The following is a 16,143-nucleotide window of genomic DNA, read 5'->3' as shown; positions in this document are numbered from 1 at the left end:
CCTGAGAACCCGCCGTGCCGGAGGCGCGGTCATAAGTGCTGTTCGGGGCGCGGCGGTGTTCTGGAGTCCTCGCGGGCAAGGGTGAGGAACGATCCCTTGCCCGCGAGGGCGGAAGAACGCCGCCTAAAAGGGCGCCCCGAACCGCCGTGCCGGAGGCGCGGCCATAGGCACTGCATGATGGGAGGTTCGTACGGGGTCCGCTCCGTACGGACCTCCGCCCGCGCGGCGGGGGGATCGGCGCGACGCTTCCGATGAGGAGACCTCCGTGTGGCACGACATGTTCACCTTCCAGATCCCGCTGGCTGAGAAGCTGCTCAGGACCGTCCTGATCTACGCACTGATCGTCGTGGTCTTCCGCGTGGCGGGAAAGCGGGACATGGCCGGGCTCAACACGTTCGACTTCGTGGTCATCTTCCTGCTGTCCAACGTCGTGCAGAACGCGGTGATCGGCAATGACAACAGCCTGGTGGGCGGCGTCGTCGGCGCGGTCACCCTCGTCGTCACCAACGAGCTGCTGAACCACCTGGCCGTGCGGTACGCGTGGGTGTCGCGGCTGGTCCAGGGCACCTCGACGATCGTCATCCGTGACGGCCGCCCCGTGACCGAGAACCTGCGCCGCCTCGCGCTGTCCACGAGAGAGCTGGAACACGCCGTGCGCATCCAGAACGGCGACGAGATCGGCGAGGTCCAGGTCGGCGAGCTCGCCGAGACCGGGCACCTGGTGCTCACGCTGCGGCCGGAGGAGCAGAGCGCCGACAAGGCGGACATCGCCGCGCTGAACCGTCGGCTGGACGCCATCGACGCGCTGCTCGCCTCCCTCGCGGCGTCGCGCGACGGCCGTCCGCAGGGCGCCTGAACATCACAGGTCGAAGATTTCCATCGTTACGTGCATCTAGGTGATTTCTGGGCAGGCGCTCATAAAAGTCCCGCGCTCGTACCCGGCCCCGCGAGCCCGGCGATGTCCCGCGTGTCGCCGCCACAGGAAACCTGGAGCTCCGGGAGCGTCCGGGGGTCTATCGTGGCGCAGGTGTCCACGCGCGAGCTCGTCGTCCTCGGCACCGCCAGCCAGACGCCCACCCGTAACCGCAACCACAACGCCTACCTGCTCCGCTGGGACGGCGCGGGCCTGCTGTTCGACCCGGGCGAGGGCACCCAGCGGCAGATGATCCTGGCGGGGGTGGCCGCGACCGACGTCACCCGCATCCTGATCAGCCACTTCCACGGCGACCACTGCCTCGGCGTGCCCGGCGTCGTCCAGCGCCTGTCCCTGGACCGCGTGCCGCACCCGGTGTACGCCCACTTCCCGGCCTCGGGCGCCGAGTACTTCGCACGCCTGCGGCACGCCAGCTCCTACCACGAGACCGCCACCGTCATAGCCCAGCCCGTGCACGCCCCCGGAGTGATCGCCGAGGGCGCCTTCGGCCGGATCGAGGCCCACCCGCTGGACCATCCCGTCCAGGCCTACGGCTACCGGCTGGTCGAGCCCGACGGGCGCCGCATGCTGCGCGACCGCCTCGCGGCCCTCGGCGTCAGCGGCCCCCGCGTCGGCGAGCTGCTGCGCGAGGGAAGCATCCGCGTGAACGGGCGTACGGTGACCATTGAGGAGGTCAGCGAGCCCCGGGCCGGCCAGCGGTTCGCCTTCGTCATGGACACCCGCCTGTGCGAGGGCGTCCACACTCTCGCCGACGGCGCCGACATGCTGGTCATCGAGTCGACGTTCCTGGACGCAGACGCCCGCCTGGCGCACGAGTTCGGCCACCTCACCGCCGGCCAGGCCGCCCGCGTGGCCCGCGAGAGCGGCGTCCGCCGCCTGGTCCTGACCCACTTCAGCCAGCGCTACCCCGACGCCACAGCCTTCGCCGCGGAGGCCCGCCGCCACTTCGACGGCGACCTGGTCATCGCCGAGGACCTGATCCGCGTCCCCGTCCCTCCCCGCCGCGCGGCCGGCGGGGAGTGGGCCGATGGCACATAGGCGGCGGCAGCCTCGGGCTCCAACGTGTCGAGCTCCCTGGCCGGCGAGAATGAGCATCATCCCGTCGGCCTGCGTGCGCTGCGCCGTGACCGGGTGGACCCGGCGGTACCACGGTATGGTCACCGCTCACGCCGCCGCAGTCGCCTGCCCGGGCGGTGCCGCTGTCGGACCGGCCCGTCACAACCTGAGGTATCCGAAGAACCGCCCGTGGGGGTCGTACTGTTCGCGCAGTTCCTCGAGGCGTCGCTCGTTGTCCTCGGCGAGGTAGCGCCACGGCCGGTTGACGAGGTTTTCATCGCCGAGCTGGATGCCCTTGGAAAGGGGTTCGAGCCGCCGCATCTGGCCGGTCACCCAGCCGACGTATGCGTCGTCCTGCGCCGGATCGTCCCACCCGGCATACGCGGCGATGTAGAAGCGGCCCGTGTTGGAGAACGCGGCGTCGATCGGGTGGCCGGGCCATGGGTACCACAGGACGTGGGAGATCTCGTTCGGCACCGTGGTGAACAGCTCGCGCAGCTGCGGGACGAGCACGTCGGCGCCGGCATCGGTCCACATGTTGTCGGCGAGCCAGCGGTGCCCGGACGGCTCCAGTGCGTCGACGGCGGCGTACATCTGGTCCATGGTGGCCGGGAACGTCGCGCGGGTGAGGGCGGAGTCGATCACCGGGTTGGTGTCGAGCGGTGACAGGATGTCCAGTGCTTCGGCCTCGGTCGAGGCCATGGCGCAGGTGATGATCTGGATGGCGGTCGGCCCGGGGGCGGGCCGACCGTCCGGGAGCCGCGGGTTGGTCGCGAGGAAGAGGATCTCCACGCGCGGATCGAGGTCCGGCCCCGTTTCAATCGCCCAGGTCAGCAACTCCTCGTATACGTCGAGCGGGTACACGTGGACGCTGGCCATGGTCACCGGCGGCCTGGGATGGGTTCGCAGGTAGAAGCGCGTGACGATGCCGAAGAAGCCCGGCCCGGAGCCACGCGCGGCCCAGTACAGATCGCTGTTCTGGTGCTCGTCGGCGTGGACGAGTTCGCCCTGCGCGGTCAGGACGTCGACGGCGAGGACGCTCGCGCACGCCGGGCCGAGCAGGCGCGACTGCCATCCCAATCCACCCTGTAGCAGGTACCCGCCGAGCCCGACGGTCGGGCAGTGCCCACTCGGGAAGAACCGGCCGTGCGGTTCGAGCACCTTCAGCAGATCACCGCCGTAGGCACCGGGCTGGGCCGTCGCCGTGAGACTCTCCGGATCGTAGGTGATCTCCCGGAGCTGGGACATGTCGATCAGCATCCCGCCGTCGCGCACAGCGGACGCGGTCCAGCTGTGCCCGCCCGAGCGGACCTTGACCCGTAGTCCCTGCTCGCCGGCCGACACCACGGCGTCGATGACATCTTGTTCGGTCTTCGCCACGACGATGACATCCGGGAACCTGTCGGGCTTGCGGTCGTTCCACACGGCGCTCTGCCGCGCCGCCTCATACCCGTCGTCGCCACGCCGGTACGTCTCGGTCATCGCCCGCCGCCGGTCATCGCCGACTCGAAGAACATCCCCATGCTCAGCGTCTGGCCGCCGTCGATCACGACGTTCGCACCCGTGATGTAGGAGGACTCGTCCGACGCGAGGAACAGCGCGAGGTTCGCGACGTCCTCCGGCGTCCCGACCCGTCCCAGCGGCGACAGCCTGATCTGGTTGAGCACCAACGGGTTGTCGGGGTCGCTCAGCAGCCCTTCGGTCTGGCCGGTGCGGGTGAGGCCGGGGCTGAGCGTGTTGACTCGGATGCCATGCGGCCCGCCTTCGACGGCCAGGTGTCGGGTGAGCGCGGCGACCGCGCCCTTCGCCGCGCCGTGCGCGCTCATCGGTGCGGCCGTGGCCCGCGAGGCGATGATCGAGGCGGTGTTGATGATGACCCCGCCGCCCTGCGCGCACATCGTCGGCCAGACGGCCCGGGTCGTGAGGTACGTGGGGTCCAGGTCGTTGCGCATCGTCACGCGCCAGTCCTCTTCCGGCGCCGCACCGAAAGGCCCCATCGCGTGACTGCCGGCGTTGTTGTAGAGCACGTCGATGCGGCCGAACCGCTCGACGACCCCGTTCACCCACGCCGTGACCGCGGCGGGCTCCCCCAGGTCCACGGGCGCGGCGCCGGCGATGGTGCCGCCTGCCTCGGTGACGAGCCGAACCGTCTCCTTCAAGCCCTCGGGCCGCATACCGCAGCCTGCGATCAGCGCACCCTCGGTTGCGAAGAGCCGGGCCGCGGCCTGGCCGATGCCGGAGGTGATTCCGGTGATCAGGGCGACCTTGCCCTCCAGACGTCCGGCCATGACTCAGTTCTCCCGCCGGTTCTCGACGGCGGCGGGGCATCCGGCAGCCCGGTGGCTTCTGCGGCAGGGAAGTCCGGTCCTAGTGATCATCGAGCCCTCCCAGGGACGGTTATCAGTGACATCGTTTTTATGTTAGCGATGCATGGACATGCGTACGCTAAACGGGAAATCTTGTCAATATGACCGGCACCTGATGAGCCTGCCCACAGCCGAGTGCGAACGCTAACGACGTACGGTTAGCATTGCGGGAGTGGCACCCAGGTCTCCCGCCCCAGCGGCCAAAACCCGCCGGCGGATCATCGAAGCGACGTCCTCCTTGCTCACCGAAGGCGGCCCGGAGGCGCTCTCCACCCGCGCGATCTGCGCCGCGGCGGGCGTGCAACCGCCGACGATCTATCGCCTGTTCGGCGACAAGCAAGGCCTCATCGACGCGGTCGCCGCGCACGGCATGGAGCTCTATCTCGCAGGCAGGCCCGAGCCGGACCCGGACGCCGACCCGGTCGAAGCGCTCCGGCTCGGCTGGGACGAGCACGTCGGCTTCGGCCTGGCCAACGCCGCGCTCTACACGGTCGTCTTCGGCACCCCCCGAGCCAGCCGTCCTTCCCTCGCGGCCCGCACCACCGTCGCGCCGCTCGCCGCGCGGATCCACAACATCGCGCAGGCGGGCAGGCTCCGGGTCAGCGAACACCTCGCTGTGCGGCTGGTGTTCGCCTCGGGCTGCGGGACCGTACTGACCCTGCTCGCGACCCCGGAGGACGAACCCGACCTGACCCTCTCGAAGGCCGCCCGGGAGGCGGTGATCGCCGCGATCACCGTCGACAAACCCCGACCGATCAGGCCGGGCGTCGAAAGCGCCGCGATCGCGCTGCGCGCGCTGCTCGACGAGACGGACGCGCTGACCACCGAAGAGTCCGCACTCCTGCGCGCCTGGCTCAACCGGATCGCCCATGCCGGTTGAACTCTCCGGCGGCGGCACGCGTCGTACACGACGCGGGAGCCGGCCTCCTGGTGGCTGTTCGGCCGCCAGGAGTTGACGCGCGGATGTGCCGGGGCCGAGTTCGGACGCGCGCGGCCAAGGGCATAGCCGTCGATCAAACCCTGACTGACTGTGCTCTTCCCCGCGGCGGCACCGCGAGAGCGGCAGTGCCGCCAAGGCCGTCCGGACCGACATCGGAGCCTTCGCCGTGTCCATGTCCGTCCGTCTGCCGGTGAACTCCCAGGAACTCGCAGCGCGGTTGTGCCGCGCGGGCCCGAGACCCTGACGCCACCGGTGACGAGGTGGTCACCGATGGCCTGGGTCACACAAAACCATCGGCGGCACCCCATTGGTTCGCTGCTAACATTCGATTGTTAGCGGTATATGCTGCGGTGGACGGGAGGTCTTACATGCTCTGGCACCTAGATCACTCCGCGGACATGATCCAGCAACGAGCCGACGTCCTCGGGCAGCTCGTCGCCCCGCCAGGCGACCAGTTGGTCCGGCCGGACCAGCACGTACCAGGCATCGAACAGCGCGGCCGCATCCGGGCGGTTGATCGGCAGTACGGTCAACGGGACGCCACGCCGGCTCGCCTGGGCCTTCAAGCCGTCCGATGCGGAAGCCACGCCGCACTCGATGAGGGTGAATCCCGGGCCCAGACGGTCGTAGAGCGACACCCCAGGGCCGAGCCAGAGGTGCGGCAGCCGCATGCCGGGGCAGGCCGAGGGCTGGTACACCGAGCCGACCGAGAGTGGCGCGTGCCGGGTGTCCGGCAGTACGAGCGGCGAGTCGGGGCAGCCCGTGCCGAGCGTGAACCCCAGTGTGTACGTCTCGGCCGACTTGCTCCGGGCGATCACCTCCGCGGCATGACGTCGCGCCTGCTCCCCCTCTTCCCCATGGCCGGTGATTTCCGGCGTGCTGAGTTCGGGGGTCAGGACGGCCATGTTGTGCTTGGCGGCGGCGATCGCGGACACCGCGAATGGACGCCGCTCGGTCTCGTAAGAGGCCAACAGTGCCTCGCCGCCCCAGCCGTCGACCATGGCCGCGATCTTCCAGCCCAGGTCGACGGCGTCGCCGATGCCCGTGTTGGCGCCGAAGCCGCCCCACGGCGGGTTGAGGTGCGCGGCGTCGCCGAGGAGGAAGCAGCGACCTTCGCGGTAGCGGTCCGCGAGCAGCATGCGGGCCGTCCACGGCGTCTGCGCGACGATCCGCAGCGGCTCGTCCGCGCCGATCAGCGCCTGCACGGCTCGCCGCGTCGACACATGGGACGACCAGTTCGGGGCGTCGATGAGAATCGCCCACCACTTGCCGGAGGTGTCGAGCTGGCCCATCAGCCCGCTGATCTCGTCGTTGAGGATCCAGTACTGAAGTGCCCGACCGTGCCGGTGCCGGGCGGCGAGTCCCGGCGCGTCAAAGATGACCTGCAAGTTCTCCACGCCGTGACTGCTGCCGCTCAGCTCGATTCCGAGTTTCTGCCTCGTCGTGCTGCGTCCGCCGTCCGCGGCGGCGAGATAGCGGGCGCGCAACCGGGTGATGCCGCCGCGGTCGTCGAGCAGCGTGGCGGTGACCGAGCCGGCGTCCTGGTCGACGTCCACCAGCGTGCTGCCCCAGTGGGGCGTGACCGTGGGCCTGGTCGCGAGTTCGGCGCGCAGCGCACGTTCGACGGAGAACTGGGCGGTCCACTGCGCCGGTTCGGGCAGTACCGACCACGGGACGTCGGACGTGGCGAAGACGCCGCCGAAGCGCTGGACGAGCGGACCTGTGAGGGTGGTGCAGAACACGGCCGAGTCGGACCAGCCGAACGGCAGCAGCGAGGCGTCACGGATCGCGTCGGCCAGGCCGAGCCTGCGGAAGTGCTCCATCGACCGTGGGTTGAGCTGCTTGCAGCGGGGCGAGGACTCGTCCGGCCGGTCGTGCGGGTCGACGAGTGCGACGCCGACCCCCCGGCTGCCGAGTTCGTGCGCCAGGGTCAGGCCGACCGGTCCGGCGCCGACCACGATGACATCGGTGGCCGGCTCGGCATCGTCGTTCGCGTATGTGTCTGCGGGTACGGGCATACGCCAAGCCTCAGCCACCGGCACAGGGCCCACCAGCGGGATTTCATTCAGCGATCCGCGGACTCCGGTGCACAGAACGGACGATCGGCATGACCGATGTCGTTCAGGGCCCGGCACGGGGACACAAGCCGGCGCGAGGCGAGCCGGTCATCGACCGCGGGCTGCGGCTGCTGGCCGCGTTCGGCCCCGGGCACGAGGCGCTGTCGCTCGACCAGTTGAGCGTGCGGGCGGACCTGCCGAAGGCGACGGCTTTGCGCCTGGCACGAAGGCTCGCCGAGTGGGGTGCGCTGGAACGCCACGACGACGGCCGGTTCGTGATCGGCCTGCGCCTGCTCGAAGTGGCCACGCTGTCGCCGCGCGGGCACGGGATCCGCTCCGCGGCACTCCCGGTCATGGAGGAACTCCACCAGCTGACGGGACAGCACGTTCTGCTCGCGGTGCCTGACGGGATGGAGGCCGTCCTGGTGGAGCGGCTTTCGGCTCCGCAGGCGGGCAAGGTCCTGTTCCGCGTCGGTGGACGGCTTCCGCTGCACGCCACGAGCGTCGGGCTCGTGCTGCTGGCGCACGCGCCGCACGACGTACGGGAGTCGGTGCTCGCCGGTGATCGCCGCCGCCCGGACGGCGGCCGTCCTCTCTCCGAAGCCGAACTCCGCCGGCGCCTGGTGGAGGTCTACCGCGAGGGTGTCGCGGTCGCCTCACTCGACCGGCCCGAGCCGATGTCCTCGGTGGCCGTTCCCATTGCCGGACCACAGCGGTCCGTCGTGGCCGCGCTGGCCGTGGTCGTGCCGACCGGCGCCATTTCCATGGCCGCGCTCAAACAGCCTGTCATCGCCGCGGGCCGCGCCGTGTCCCGTGCGCTCTGACTTGTTTCAACCATTGAAATCGCGGCTCTGGCCGCTTCGCATCACGTCAAGACTGAGCATCGCCGCGCACGGCTGATCGGGAACGAGCCGCGCACAGGCCCTTTCGTCCGTCACGCCCATGATGCGCACCGATTCGTCATCGGTGGAACAGGAGCAACAGTGCCTGACACGGTCAAGGATCCGCGCTTCGCCGACTTCCCCGCCACGTTCAAAGGCCGGGTCCTGCGCGCAGGCGAGTCCGACTTCGCCCACACACGGCAGATCTGGAACATGTTGCGCCGCGACGAAACCCCCGCGCTCATCGTCCAGGCGGCCGACCGTGACGACGTCGCCATCGCCGTGGCGTACGCGAACGACAAGGGCGTGCCGATCGCGATCCGGTCCGGCGGCCACGGGATCGACGGCATGGCCATGCCCGGAGACGCGCTCGTGCTCGACCTGTCGAAGCTCAAGAACATCGATGTCGACCCGGAGCGCCGGCTGGTCACCATCGAGCCGGGCGTGCTGCTCGGTGAGCTGGACGCGGCCGGGCAGGAACACGGACTCGTCGTGCCCGCCGGAGTGGTCAGCGACACGGGCGCGACCGGGCTCGCGCTCGGCGGCGGAATCGGTCACCTGACCCGCCGCTTCGGCGCGACCGTCGACAACATCGTTTCCCTCGAGGTCGTTACCGCGCAGGGCGAGAGAGTCACCGCCTCGGCCGAGTCGCATCCCGAGTTGTTCTGGGGAATGCGCGGCGCCGGCCACAACCTGGCAGTCGTCACGTCGATCACGTTCACCGCTCACGCGGTGGGCCCGAGTGTGATGAGCGGGCTGGTGTTCTACTCGGCGGACGATGCCCCGAAGCTGTTCGGGAACCTGGACGCGGTCATGGCCGAGGCCCCCCGCGAGCTGGCGATCGCGTTGATCCTGCTGAACGCGCCGCCTCTGCCGGGCATCCCCGACGCCGTCGTGGGAACGCCCATCGCCGCCATGCTCGTGATCTACACCGGCGACCTCGCGGAGTACGAGGCGGCGACCGCGGGGCTGTGGTCGTTGGCACGCCCGCTGGTCACCCAGGTCGCCGAGTCGACGTGGACGCACGCGAACAGCATCGCCGACCCGTTCGAACCCGCTGGTCGCCCCCAATATCTGCGCGGCGGGTACATGTCCCGCATCGACGCCGACCTGGCGAACGTCGCGCTCGAGCAGCTGGCGTCCTGTCCGCGTACCACACCGCCCTCCGTGAACTGCCTGATCACCCTGCCGATCCTCGGCGGCGCGATCTTCGACCACCCGGAGGACGCCACCGCGTTCTCCCGCACCGGCGCGGAATGGCTGTACGAGGTGTCGGCCCACTGGGACGACCCGGCCGACGACACCGCCCACCTGGACTGGGTCCATGAGACCGACGAACTGCTGCGCCGCTGGGCGACACCGAACGCCTACATCAACCTCACCACGCATCGAGGGGCCGAGTGGCTGCCCCGGGCGTACGGCACCGACGAGAAATGGCGCCGGCTCGTCGCGCTGAAGAAGGCCTGGGACCCGAACAACCGCTTCGCCTACAACAAGAACATCCTCGCGGCCGCGCAGGAGCTCGGCTCATGACCACCCTGATCAGCGACGGTCACGTAGTGACCATGGATCCGGGGATCGGAGACCTGCCCCACGGGGACGTCCTCGTGGAGGACGGGATCATCACCGCGGTCGCCGGGCACGGGACCATCAGCGCTCCCGGCGCCGAGGTCATCGACGCCTCGGGCATGATCGTCATGCCCGGCCTCGTAGACGGCCACCGGCACGTGTGGCAGAGCCTGCTGCGAGGTGTCGCGGCGGATTGGTCTCTGTCCGACTACATGCTCGAAGCGCGAGCGCTGTACTCGGGTTGCTACGACGAGGACAGCGCGTACCTCGGCAACCTGCTGGGCGGGCTGGAATCGCTCTCGGCGGGCATCACGACCGTGGTGGACCACTGCCACCTACAGAGCAGTCCGGCCATCAGCGACGCGCTCGCCCGCGGCCTCCTGGACAGCGGTGTCGGCGGCGTCTTCTGCTACGCGCTGCAAAACGTCCCCGTGTACGGCGACGACGTCGACTCCGGCGAGATCAAGGATGTGCTCACCCGTCTGCCGGACGAGTGGCACGACACCAACGCGGCGCGGATCAGGGACACCTACTTCGCCGGTGACCGGCAGCGGCTCCGGTTCGGTGTCGCGCTGCCAGAGACCACGCCGTACCTGCCGGGAAGCCTGGTACGCCAGTTTCTCTCGCGCGCGAGCGCCTTGTCGCCGTTCCTCGTGACAGGTCACTGGGTGGACTCCGGCCCGCACGGCGTCCTCGCCGAGTTGTGCGCGGACGATGTCTGGCCAGACCGCACGTGCCTGTCGCACGGGAACCACATCGACGCCGAAGACCTCGCGAAGCTGGCCGAAGCGGGAGTCTCCCTGTGCACGACGCCGGACATCGAGTGCGGGATGGGCATCGGCCCGCTCGCGGCCCTGCGCTTCCGGGAAGCCGGTGGCGCGGCCGGCATCGGCACCGACCTGTCGAACTACGCCCGCGCCGACGTGCTGCAACAAGCCCGCCTCCTGCTCCAGGTCGAGCGATTCGCCCTCGCGCAGGGATCCCCGAAGCCACCTCGTTCGATCGGATACACCGCGCGGGACGTTCTCGCCCTCGCCACGCTCGACGGCGCCGAGGCGCTCGGGCTCGCCGACACGATCGGCAGCCTGAGCGTCGGCAAACGTGCCGACATCGTCCTCGTGCGGCCGGACCCGCTCGGTGCGCAGCCCTACACCGACCCCGCCGCGGCGGTCCTGTTCACCACCTCGCCGGCCGAGATCGACACCGTGCTCGTCGAGGGTGAGGTCGTCAAGCGGGACGGTCTCCTGCGACGCGACGACCTCGGCGTTCTCCATCAGCGGATCACGGACGCGGCCGCGAACGTTCGCGCCCGCTATGACAAGTTGCCCAGGCCCGAGATCGAAAGCGTGTGGGCCGGGCTCTTCTCCTGACCTATTGGAGGAAAGAAATGACAACTCCAACCAACTCCGCGGTCAACGTGTCGAAAGTCGGGTACGTCGGCTTTGAGACGCCCGATCTCGATCGGCTGGTCGACTACTACACCAACGTCCTCGACTTCGTGCTCGTCGACAAGTCCGCCGACCAGGCGTACCTGACCACGACCTTCGACCACCACTCGGTCGTGATCGAGCTAGCGGAGACCAAGCGCGCGCGTAGCTTTGTCGGCTACCAGATCGAGGAAGACCTGGACTCGGCCGAGCGCAGGCTCAGGGACAGCGGCTACGAGGTGCAGCGCCGCTCCGACATCGCGCCGTCGACACCGGACGTCCTGATCGTGGCGGAACCGATGAGCGGCACCCCCCTGCACCTGTACGACGCCCAGTCGGGCACCGGCGCCACCGGGTACACCCCGCTACGGCCGACGAAGCTGGGGCACGTCGCGGCCTTCACACCGGACCTGAAGCGCCAGCAGAGCTTCTACCAGGACCTGCTGGGCTTCAAGTGGTCCGACACCGTTGCCGACTTCTTCGTCTTCCTGCGCTGCAACACCGATCACCACGCGGCGAACTTCATGGCGTCCACGAAGTACACCGGCATGCATCACGTCGCCTACGAGACCCGCAACCTCGAACACCTGCAGAGTCTGCTCGATCACCTCGCCTCGCGTGACACCCGACTCGAATGGGGGCCGGGCCGGCACGGCCCCGGCCACAACATCTTCACCTACCACCGCGACCCGGACGGCAACAACATCGAGCTGTTCACGCAGATCGACCAGATGGCAGACGAAGCCCTCGGCTACTTCGAGCCGCGCCCGTGGCACCAGGACTTCCCCCAGCGCCCGAAGACCTGGGAGGCGGACATCGCAGCCATCAACAGCTGGGGTGGCCCGATCGTCCCGCAGCAACTGGACCACTGAAGGGGAATCTCCGTGCCGCGCCAAGAAACCGTGCCCCGCTCGATGCGGGCCATCGTGCTCGACGAGTTCGGTGCCCCCGGCAAGCTCCACCTCCGCGAGGTCCCCACGCCCGAGCCCGCCCCCGGTGAGGTCGTGATCCGCGTGGCGGCGGTCGAGGTGTCCCGCACCCGCGACCTCGGCACCCGCAGCGGGAAACACCCCTTCTCCAAGGCGGTCCGGCTGCCGCACGTGCTGGGCGGCCACTGCTCGGGAACCGTGGTCGAGGTCGGAGACGGCGTGCCCCGGGACCTCATCGGGCAACGGGTCGCCGTCATGGGGCACCACACCTGCGGACACTGCGTCGCGTGCAGGTCGGGTGCCGACGAGGCGTGCGACAAGCTGTGGCTGCTGGGCATCCACCGCTGGGGTTCGTACGCGCAGTTCACGTCGATGCCGAAGGAGTGCGTCCACCCGGTTCCGGGCGACCTGGACCTGCACGACGCCGCGGCGATGGCCGCGACCGGCCCGGTCGGTCTCACCCAGCTGCACCGGGCCCGGCTCAAAGCCGGGGACTGCATCGTGCTGCCCGGCGCGACCGGCGCGCTCGCGCAGACGATCATCGCGCTCACCCGGATGCTGGACGTACGCGTCATCGGCCTGAGCCGGAGCACGACCAGCCGCGCGGAGAACCTCGTCGTGCTCGACGCCGGTCGGGAGGACTTGGCCGACGCGATCCTCGCCGAGGCGCGCGGCCGGCCGGTCGCGGTCATCGACAACGTCTGCGCGCCGGACACCTTCGAGCGCTACTTCCCCGTCCTGGCCAACGGCGCGCGGATCGTGGTCTCCGGCGCGATCGGATACCCGGCCCTGCCGGTGCTGAACGTGCCGGCCCGCGAGCTGTACAGCCGCAACCTGTTGCTGCTGGGCGTGCGCAGCCACTCGGCCGCCGCGGCCACCGAGTTCTGGCAGTTCGTACGCGACGGGTTCCGGCTCGACGTCAGGGCGGTGCGCGCGCATCCGCTGTCCGACGCGGCCACCGTCCACACCGAAATCGCCGACGGCGTCCTGACCGGGCACAACGTTCTCGTCCCGCCGGTCGGCGCAGATCGACAAGAGGTGCACAAGTGAACGGCTACCGCCTGCTGACCATGGACGTCGACGGCGTCCCGACGCCCGGGGTGCTCATCGGCGACCGTGTTCACGCGGTCGGGGACCTCCTGCCCGGCTGCCGGCAGCCGGTCATCGACCTGCTGCGTGACTGGGACCGGACGCATGAGGCGATCAAGTCCGTGCTGCCCGCACCCCTGGGCGGGGTGCCGCTCGCGGACGTCAGGCTGCTGGCCCCAATCCTCCACCCCGGCGCGATCTTCTGCGCGGGCGCGAACTACTGGGACCACGTGGAGGAGATGGAAGGCTCGGTCGACCGCACCCGGCGGCCGCGCGATCCGTGGTTCTTCGTGAAGACGTCCGCCCACTCCGTCGTCGAGGACCAGGCGACCGTCAGCCGCCCCCGCGGCAGCGAGGCCCTCGACTACGAAGTGGAACTCGGGGTGGTGATCGGCCGTGAAGCGCGTGACATCCCCACACAGGACGCGCTCGGTGTCATCGCCGGCTACACGATCATCAACGACCTGTCCGCGCGTGACCTGATGAGTCGGCCGGACCGCGTGCCCGCGATGGCCTACGACTGGGTCGGGCAGAAGTGCTTCGACGGCGCCGCGCCGCTGGGTCCCTGGATCACCCCGGCCGAGTACGTGCCCGACTGCCACGACCTGGCCATCCGCCTGTCGGTGAACGGCACGGTCAAACAGGACTCGACCACCGCGAACCTCATCCACGACGTGTACGAGCAGATCGCCTGGCTCAGTCACCAGCTCACGCTGCGCCCCGGAGACGTCATCGCGACCGGCACGCCCGCGGGCGTCGGCATGCCCAGGCAGGACTACCTCCAAAGCGGCGACGTCGTGCTCGCGGAGATATCCGGCCTCGGCTCGCTCACCACGCACATCGCCTGAGCCGCCCCCGCGACCACCGCCGCCTGATCGCCTCGGGCGACTGGGATCGTCTGCGCGGCGACATCAAGCGCTGACCCGGGCACGACGGCCGCGCTCGACGGCGTCGTGTCCTCTTCACCCGCAGCCGACCGGCTGCACAGGAATCAACTCCCGGAACGGAGAGCGAGCGATGGGCGACCACGAGCTTCGACTTGGAATCAACCGCTACGACCATGTACAGCCGCTGCTGGACGGACGCGTCGGCGTCAAGGGTTACACGACCAGGCACGAGGACGCGCCCATCGTGTCCGAGATCTTCGCGCGGACCTTCGCCGGTGACCGTTATGACGTGTCGGAACTGGGGCTGACCTTCTATCTGCGCGCCCTCGACCGCGGCGACGACCGCTTCGTCGCAATCCCGGTCTTCCCCAACCGCCACTTCCGGCACTCCTCGATCTGGGTCAACGTCGACAGCGGCATCAAGCACCCCAGCGACCTCACCGGCAAGACCATCGGCGAACTGGCCGTCTACGGCCACGACGCCGGGATCTGGCCGAAGGGAATCCTCAGCGACGAGTTCGGGTTCCGGCCCGAGACGAACAAGTGGCTCATCGGCGGTCCGGACTGGCCGATGCACATGGAGTCCTGGGCGCCGCTCAAGCGTCCGGACAACGTCGACGCGGCCTACGCGCCCGAAGGCAAGCTCCTCGGCCCGATGCTCGCGTCCGGCGAGATCGACGCGCTCTTCTCCGCGGTCGTCCCTCGCTGCGCACTGGACAAATCCCCGCGCGTCACCACCCTGTTCGCCGACCCCCAGGCGGCCGAGCGCGACTACTACCGGCGCACCGGGATCTTTCCGATCATGCACACGGTGGTCATCCGCCGCGACTTCCTGCGCCGGCACCCGGATGCCGCCCGGGCGGTGTTCGACGCGTTCACCGAGTCCGCCGACACCACGTTCGCCGGCTACGAGCACGGCCGCACCGATCACCACATGAACGTCATGCTGCCGTGGGTCAGTCCCCTGTACGAGGCGAACCGCGAACTGCTCGACGCCGGCCACTGGAAGCACGGCATGCAGGCGAACAGGAAGACCATCGACACGTTCCTGCGCTACTCATTCGAGCAGGGCATCACCGACCGCAGGTACGCGTGCGAGGACCTGTTCCTCGACGAACTCCGCAACACGTGAGCACCTCAGGCACGCCCATGCCGCACACGCAGGACCTTGCCTCGGCAATCGAGATCCGCGCGGTCGTCGAGGCATGGGCCCTCTTCCGCGACAGCGGAGCCTGGAGCGAGTTCGGCGCACTATGGCACGACGGCGCCTGGATCACCACCACGTGGTTCCAGGGCTCATACCTGAACTTCATCGAGGCCGGCAAGGAAGCGTTCGCACGCGGCGTGCAGGTCAACCACTTCCTGGGCGGCCACACCAGCGTCGTCCACGGCCACCGGGCCATCGCTCAGACCAAGATGAAGATCGAGCAGCGGACCCGGGCGCACGGTGTGGAGGTCGACGTCGTGTGCACCGGGCGGTTCTACGACTTCCTCGAACGGCGTGACGGGCGGTGGGGAATCGTCCGGCGCCAGCCGATCTACGAGAAGGACCGGCTCGACGTCGTCGACCCGTCCGCGTCGATCACACTCGACCAACAGCTGCTCACGAGCGTGCCGGTGGGCTACCGGCACCTCGGCTACGTGCAGACGCTGGCCGGTCGGCGGGTCCTGGACAAACTTCCGGGCCTTCAGGGCGAAGCCGTGGAGCACCTGTACACCAGCGGACGCAGGTGGCTGGCGGGGACGGAGGCCGACATGCTGCGACCCGTGTTCCCACAGCGCAGTACGACAGAGGGGTCTTGAGGCCTGTTCCTGAAGTCTGTGCCCGGACAGGGGAGCGACCCCGTTCGCAGGTTCGTGGATCATGCTCGACAGGGGCGCGGACCCTGCGGTGCTCGGCGTTGTCGGCCAAGCCGGTGGCGACCACCAGGCGGGTGGCCGCCACGCAAGAGGCAGGGGCCCAAAGCGTCTCTGATTGGCTTAGCGATCCTGTGCGTTACACAGAATC

At 69.4% G+C, this 16,143-nt stretch carries 14 protein-coding genes; 11 read left to right on the top strand and 3 right to left on the bottom strand.

Annotated elements, in window-relative coordinates; translation table 11 throughout:
* Window positions 1–265: 265 nt before the first annotated feature.
* Entirely contained in the window at window positions 266–856 is a 591-nt protein-coding gene (locus AB0H21_RS40215) for a YetF domain-containing protein (protein ID WP_358527187.1), read from the top strand.
* Window positions 857–1,027: 171 nt separating this feature from the next.
* Entirely contained in the window at window positions 1,028–1,972 is a 945-nt protein-coding gene (locus AB0H21_RS40210; protein WP_358527185.1) for a ribonuclease Z, read from the top strand.
* 177 nt (window positions 1,973–2,149) lie between these two features.
* Here the strand turns inward: AB0H21_RS40210 and AB0H21_RS40205 are convergent, their stop codons facing one another.
* Together AB0H21_RS40205 and AB0H21_RS40200 are read right to left on the bottom strand one after the other, a co-directional pair.
* On the bottom strand, window positions 2,150–3,472 hold the full coding sequence (locus tag AB0H21_RS40205) for an FAD-binding oxidoreductase (RefSeq protein ID WP_358527183.1): 1,323 nt from the start codon (window positions 3,470–3,472) through the stop codon (window positions 2,150–2,152).
* Window positions 3,469–4,278 carry an SDR family NAD(P)-dependent oxidoreductase gene (locus tag AB0H21_RS40200; RefSeq protein ID WP_358527181.1) on the bottom strand — a complete coding sequence of 270 codons (810 nt, stop codon included), beginning with the start codon at window positions 4,276–4,278 and terminating at the stop codon, window positions 3,469–3,471. The genes AB0H21_RS40205 and AB0H21_RS40200 overlap by 4 nt, the downstream gene beginning before the upstream one ends.
* Window positions 4,279–4,528: 250 nt before the next feature.
* On the opposite strand from AB0H21_RS40200, the gene AB0H21_RS40195 reads away from it, so the two are divergent.
* Window positions 4,529–5,236, top strand: coding sequence for a TetR/AcrR family transcriptional regulator (locus tag AB0H21_RS40195; protein WP_358527179.1), 708 nt, complete (start codon window positions 4,529–4,531; stop codon window positions 5,234–5,236).
* Between the two features lie 440 nt (window positions 5,237–5,676).
* Here AB0H21_RS40195 and AB0H21_RS40190 read toward each other — a convergent pair whose 3' ends face one another.
* Window positions 5,677–7,314 carry an FAD-dependent monooxygenase gene (locus tag AB0H21_RS40190; protein ID WP_358527177.1) on the bottom strand — a complete coding sequence of 546 codons (1,638 nt, stop codon included), beginning with the start codon at window positions 7,312–7,314 and terminating at the stop codon, window positions 5,677–5,679.
* 89 nt (window positions 7,315–7,403) lie between these two features.
* On the opposite strand from AB0H21_RS40190, the gene AB0H21_RS40185 reads away from it, so the two are divergent.
* From AB0H21_RS40185 to AB0H21_RS40150, 8 genes are all read left to right on the top strand, one after another.
* Window positions 7,404–8,177 carry an IclR family transcriptional regulator gene (locus tag AB0H21_RS40185; RefSeq protein WP_358527175.1) on the top strand — a complete coding sequence of 258 codons (774 nt, stop codon included), beginning with the start codon at window positions 7,404–7,406 and terminating at the stop codon, window positions 8,175–8,177.
* A gap of 159 nt (window positions 8,178–8,336) precedes the next feature.
* Window positions 8,337–9,767, top strand: a complete 1,431-nt coding sequence (locus tag AB0H21_RS40180) for an FAD-binding oxidoreductase (RefSeq protein WP_358527173.1) — start codon at window positions 8,337–8,339, stop codon at window positions 9,765–9,767.
* Entirely contained in the window at window positions 9,764–11,173 is a 1,410-nt protein-coding gene (locus AB0H21_RS40175) for an amidohydrolase family protein (protein ID WP_358527171.1), read from the top strand. Before AB0H21_RS40180 ends, AB0H21_RS40175 begins: the two co-directional genes overlap by 4 nt.
* A 17-nt stretch (window positions 11,174–11,190) precedes the next feature.
* Complete coding sequence (locus AB0H21_RS40170) at window positions 11,191–12,102, top strand: VOC family protein (RefSeq protein ID WP_358527169.1); 912 nt, start codon at window positions 11,191–11,193, stop codon at window positions 12,100–12,102.
* 12 nt (window positions 12,103–12,114) lie between these two features.
* Window positions 12,115–13,209 carry an alcohol dehydrogenase catalytic domain-containing protein gene (locus AB0H21_RS40165; RefSeq protein ID WP_358527167.1) on the top strand — a complete coding sequence of 365 codons (1,095 nt, stop codon included), beginning with the start codon at window positions 12,115–12,117 and terminating at the stop codon, window positions 13,207–13,209.
* Window positions 13,206–14,096, top strand: coding sequence for a fumarylacetoacetate hydrolase family protein (locus AB0H21_RS40160; RefSeq protein ID WP_358527165.1), 891 nt, complete (start codon window positions 13,206–13,208; stop codon window positions 14,094–14,096). Before AB0H21_RS40165 ends, AB0H21_RS40160 begins: the two co-directional genes overlap by 4 nt.
* A gap of 169 nt (window positions 14,097–14,265) precedes the next feature.
* Entirely contained in the window at window positions 14,266–15,267 is a 1,002-nt protein-coding gene (locus AB0H21_RS40155) for a hypothetical protein (protein WP_358527163.1), read from the top strand.
* Window positions 15,264–15,938 carry a nuclear transport factor 2 family protein gene (locus AB0H21_RS40150; RefSeq protein WP_358527162.1) on the top strand — a complete coding sequence of 225 codons (675 nt, stop codon included), beginning with the start codon at window positions 15,264–15,266 and terminating at the stop codon, window positions 15,936–15,938. The genes AB0H21_RS40155 and AB0H21_RS40150 overlap by 4 nt, the downstream gene beginning before the upstream one ends.
* Window positions 15,939–16,143: the final 205 nt, after the last annotated feature.

The organism is Sphaerisporangium sp. NPDC051011 (assembly GCF_040653595.1).
In the GTDB taxonomy this organism is placed as follows: Bacteria; Actinomycetota; Actinomycetes; order Streptosporangiales; family Streptosporangiaceae; genus Sphaerisporangium.
This window is presented reverse-complemented; position numbering and strand designations above follow the sequence as displayed.

Bases quoted from the DNA above. Each gene is read 5' to 3' on its own strand.
- AB0H21_RS40205 (WP_358527183.1), bottom strand. From the start codon at position 3,472: ATGACCGAGACGTACCGGCGTGGCGACGACGGGTATGAGGCGGCGCGG.
- AB0H21_RS40200 (WP_358527181.1), bottom strand. From the start codon at position 4,278: ATGGCCGGACGTCTGGAGGGCAAGGTCGCCCTGATCACCGGAATCACC.
- AB0H21_RS40190 (WP_358527177.1), bottom strand. From the start codon at position 7,314: ATGCCCGTACCCGCAGACACATACGCGAACGACGATGCCGAGCCGGCC.
- AB0H21_RS40185 (WP_358527175.1), top strand. From the start codon at position 7,404: ATGACCGATGTCGTTCAGGGCCCGGCACGGGGACACAAGCCGGCGCGA.
- AB0H21_RS40175 (WP_358527171.1), top strand. From the start codon at position 9,764: ATGACCACCCTGATCAGCGACGGTCACGTAGTGACCATGGATCCGGGG.
- AB0H21_RS40170 (WP_358527169.1), top strand. From the start codon at position 11,191: ATGACAACTCCAACCAACTCCGCGGTCAACGTGTCGAAAGTCGGGTAC.
- AB0H21_RS40155 (WP_358527163.1), top strand. From the start codon at position 14,266: ATGGGCGACCACGAGCTTCGACTTGGAATCAACCGCTACGACCATGTA.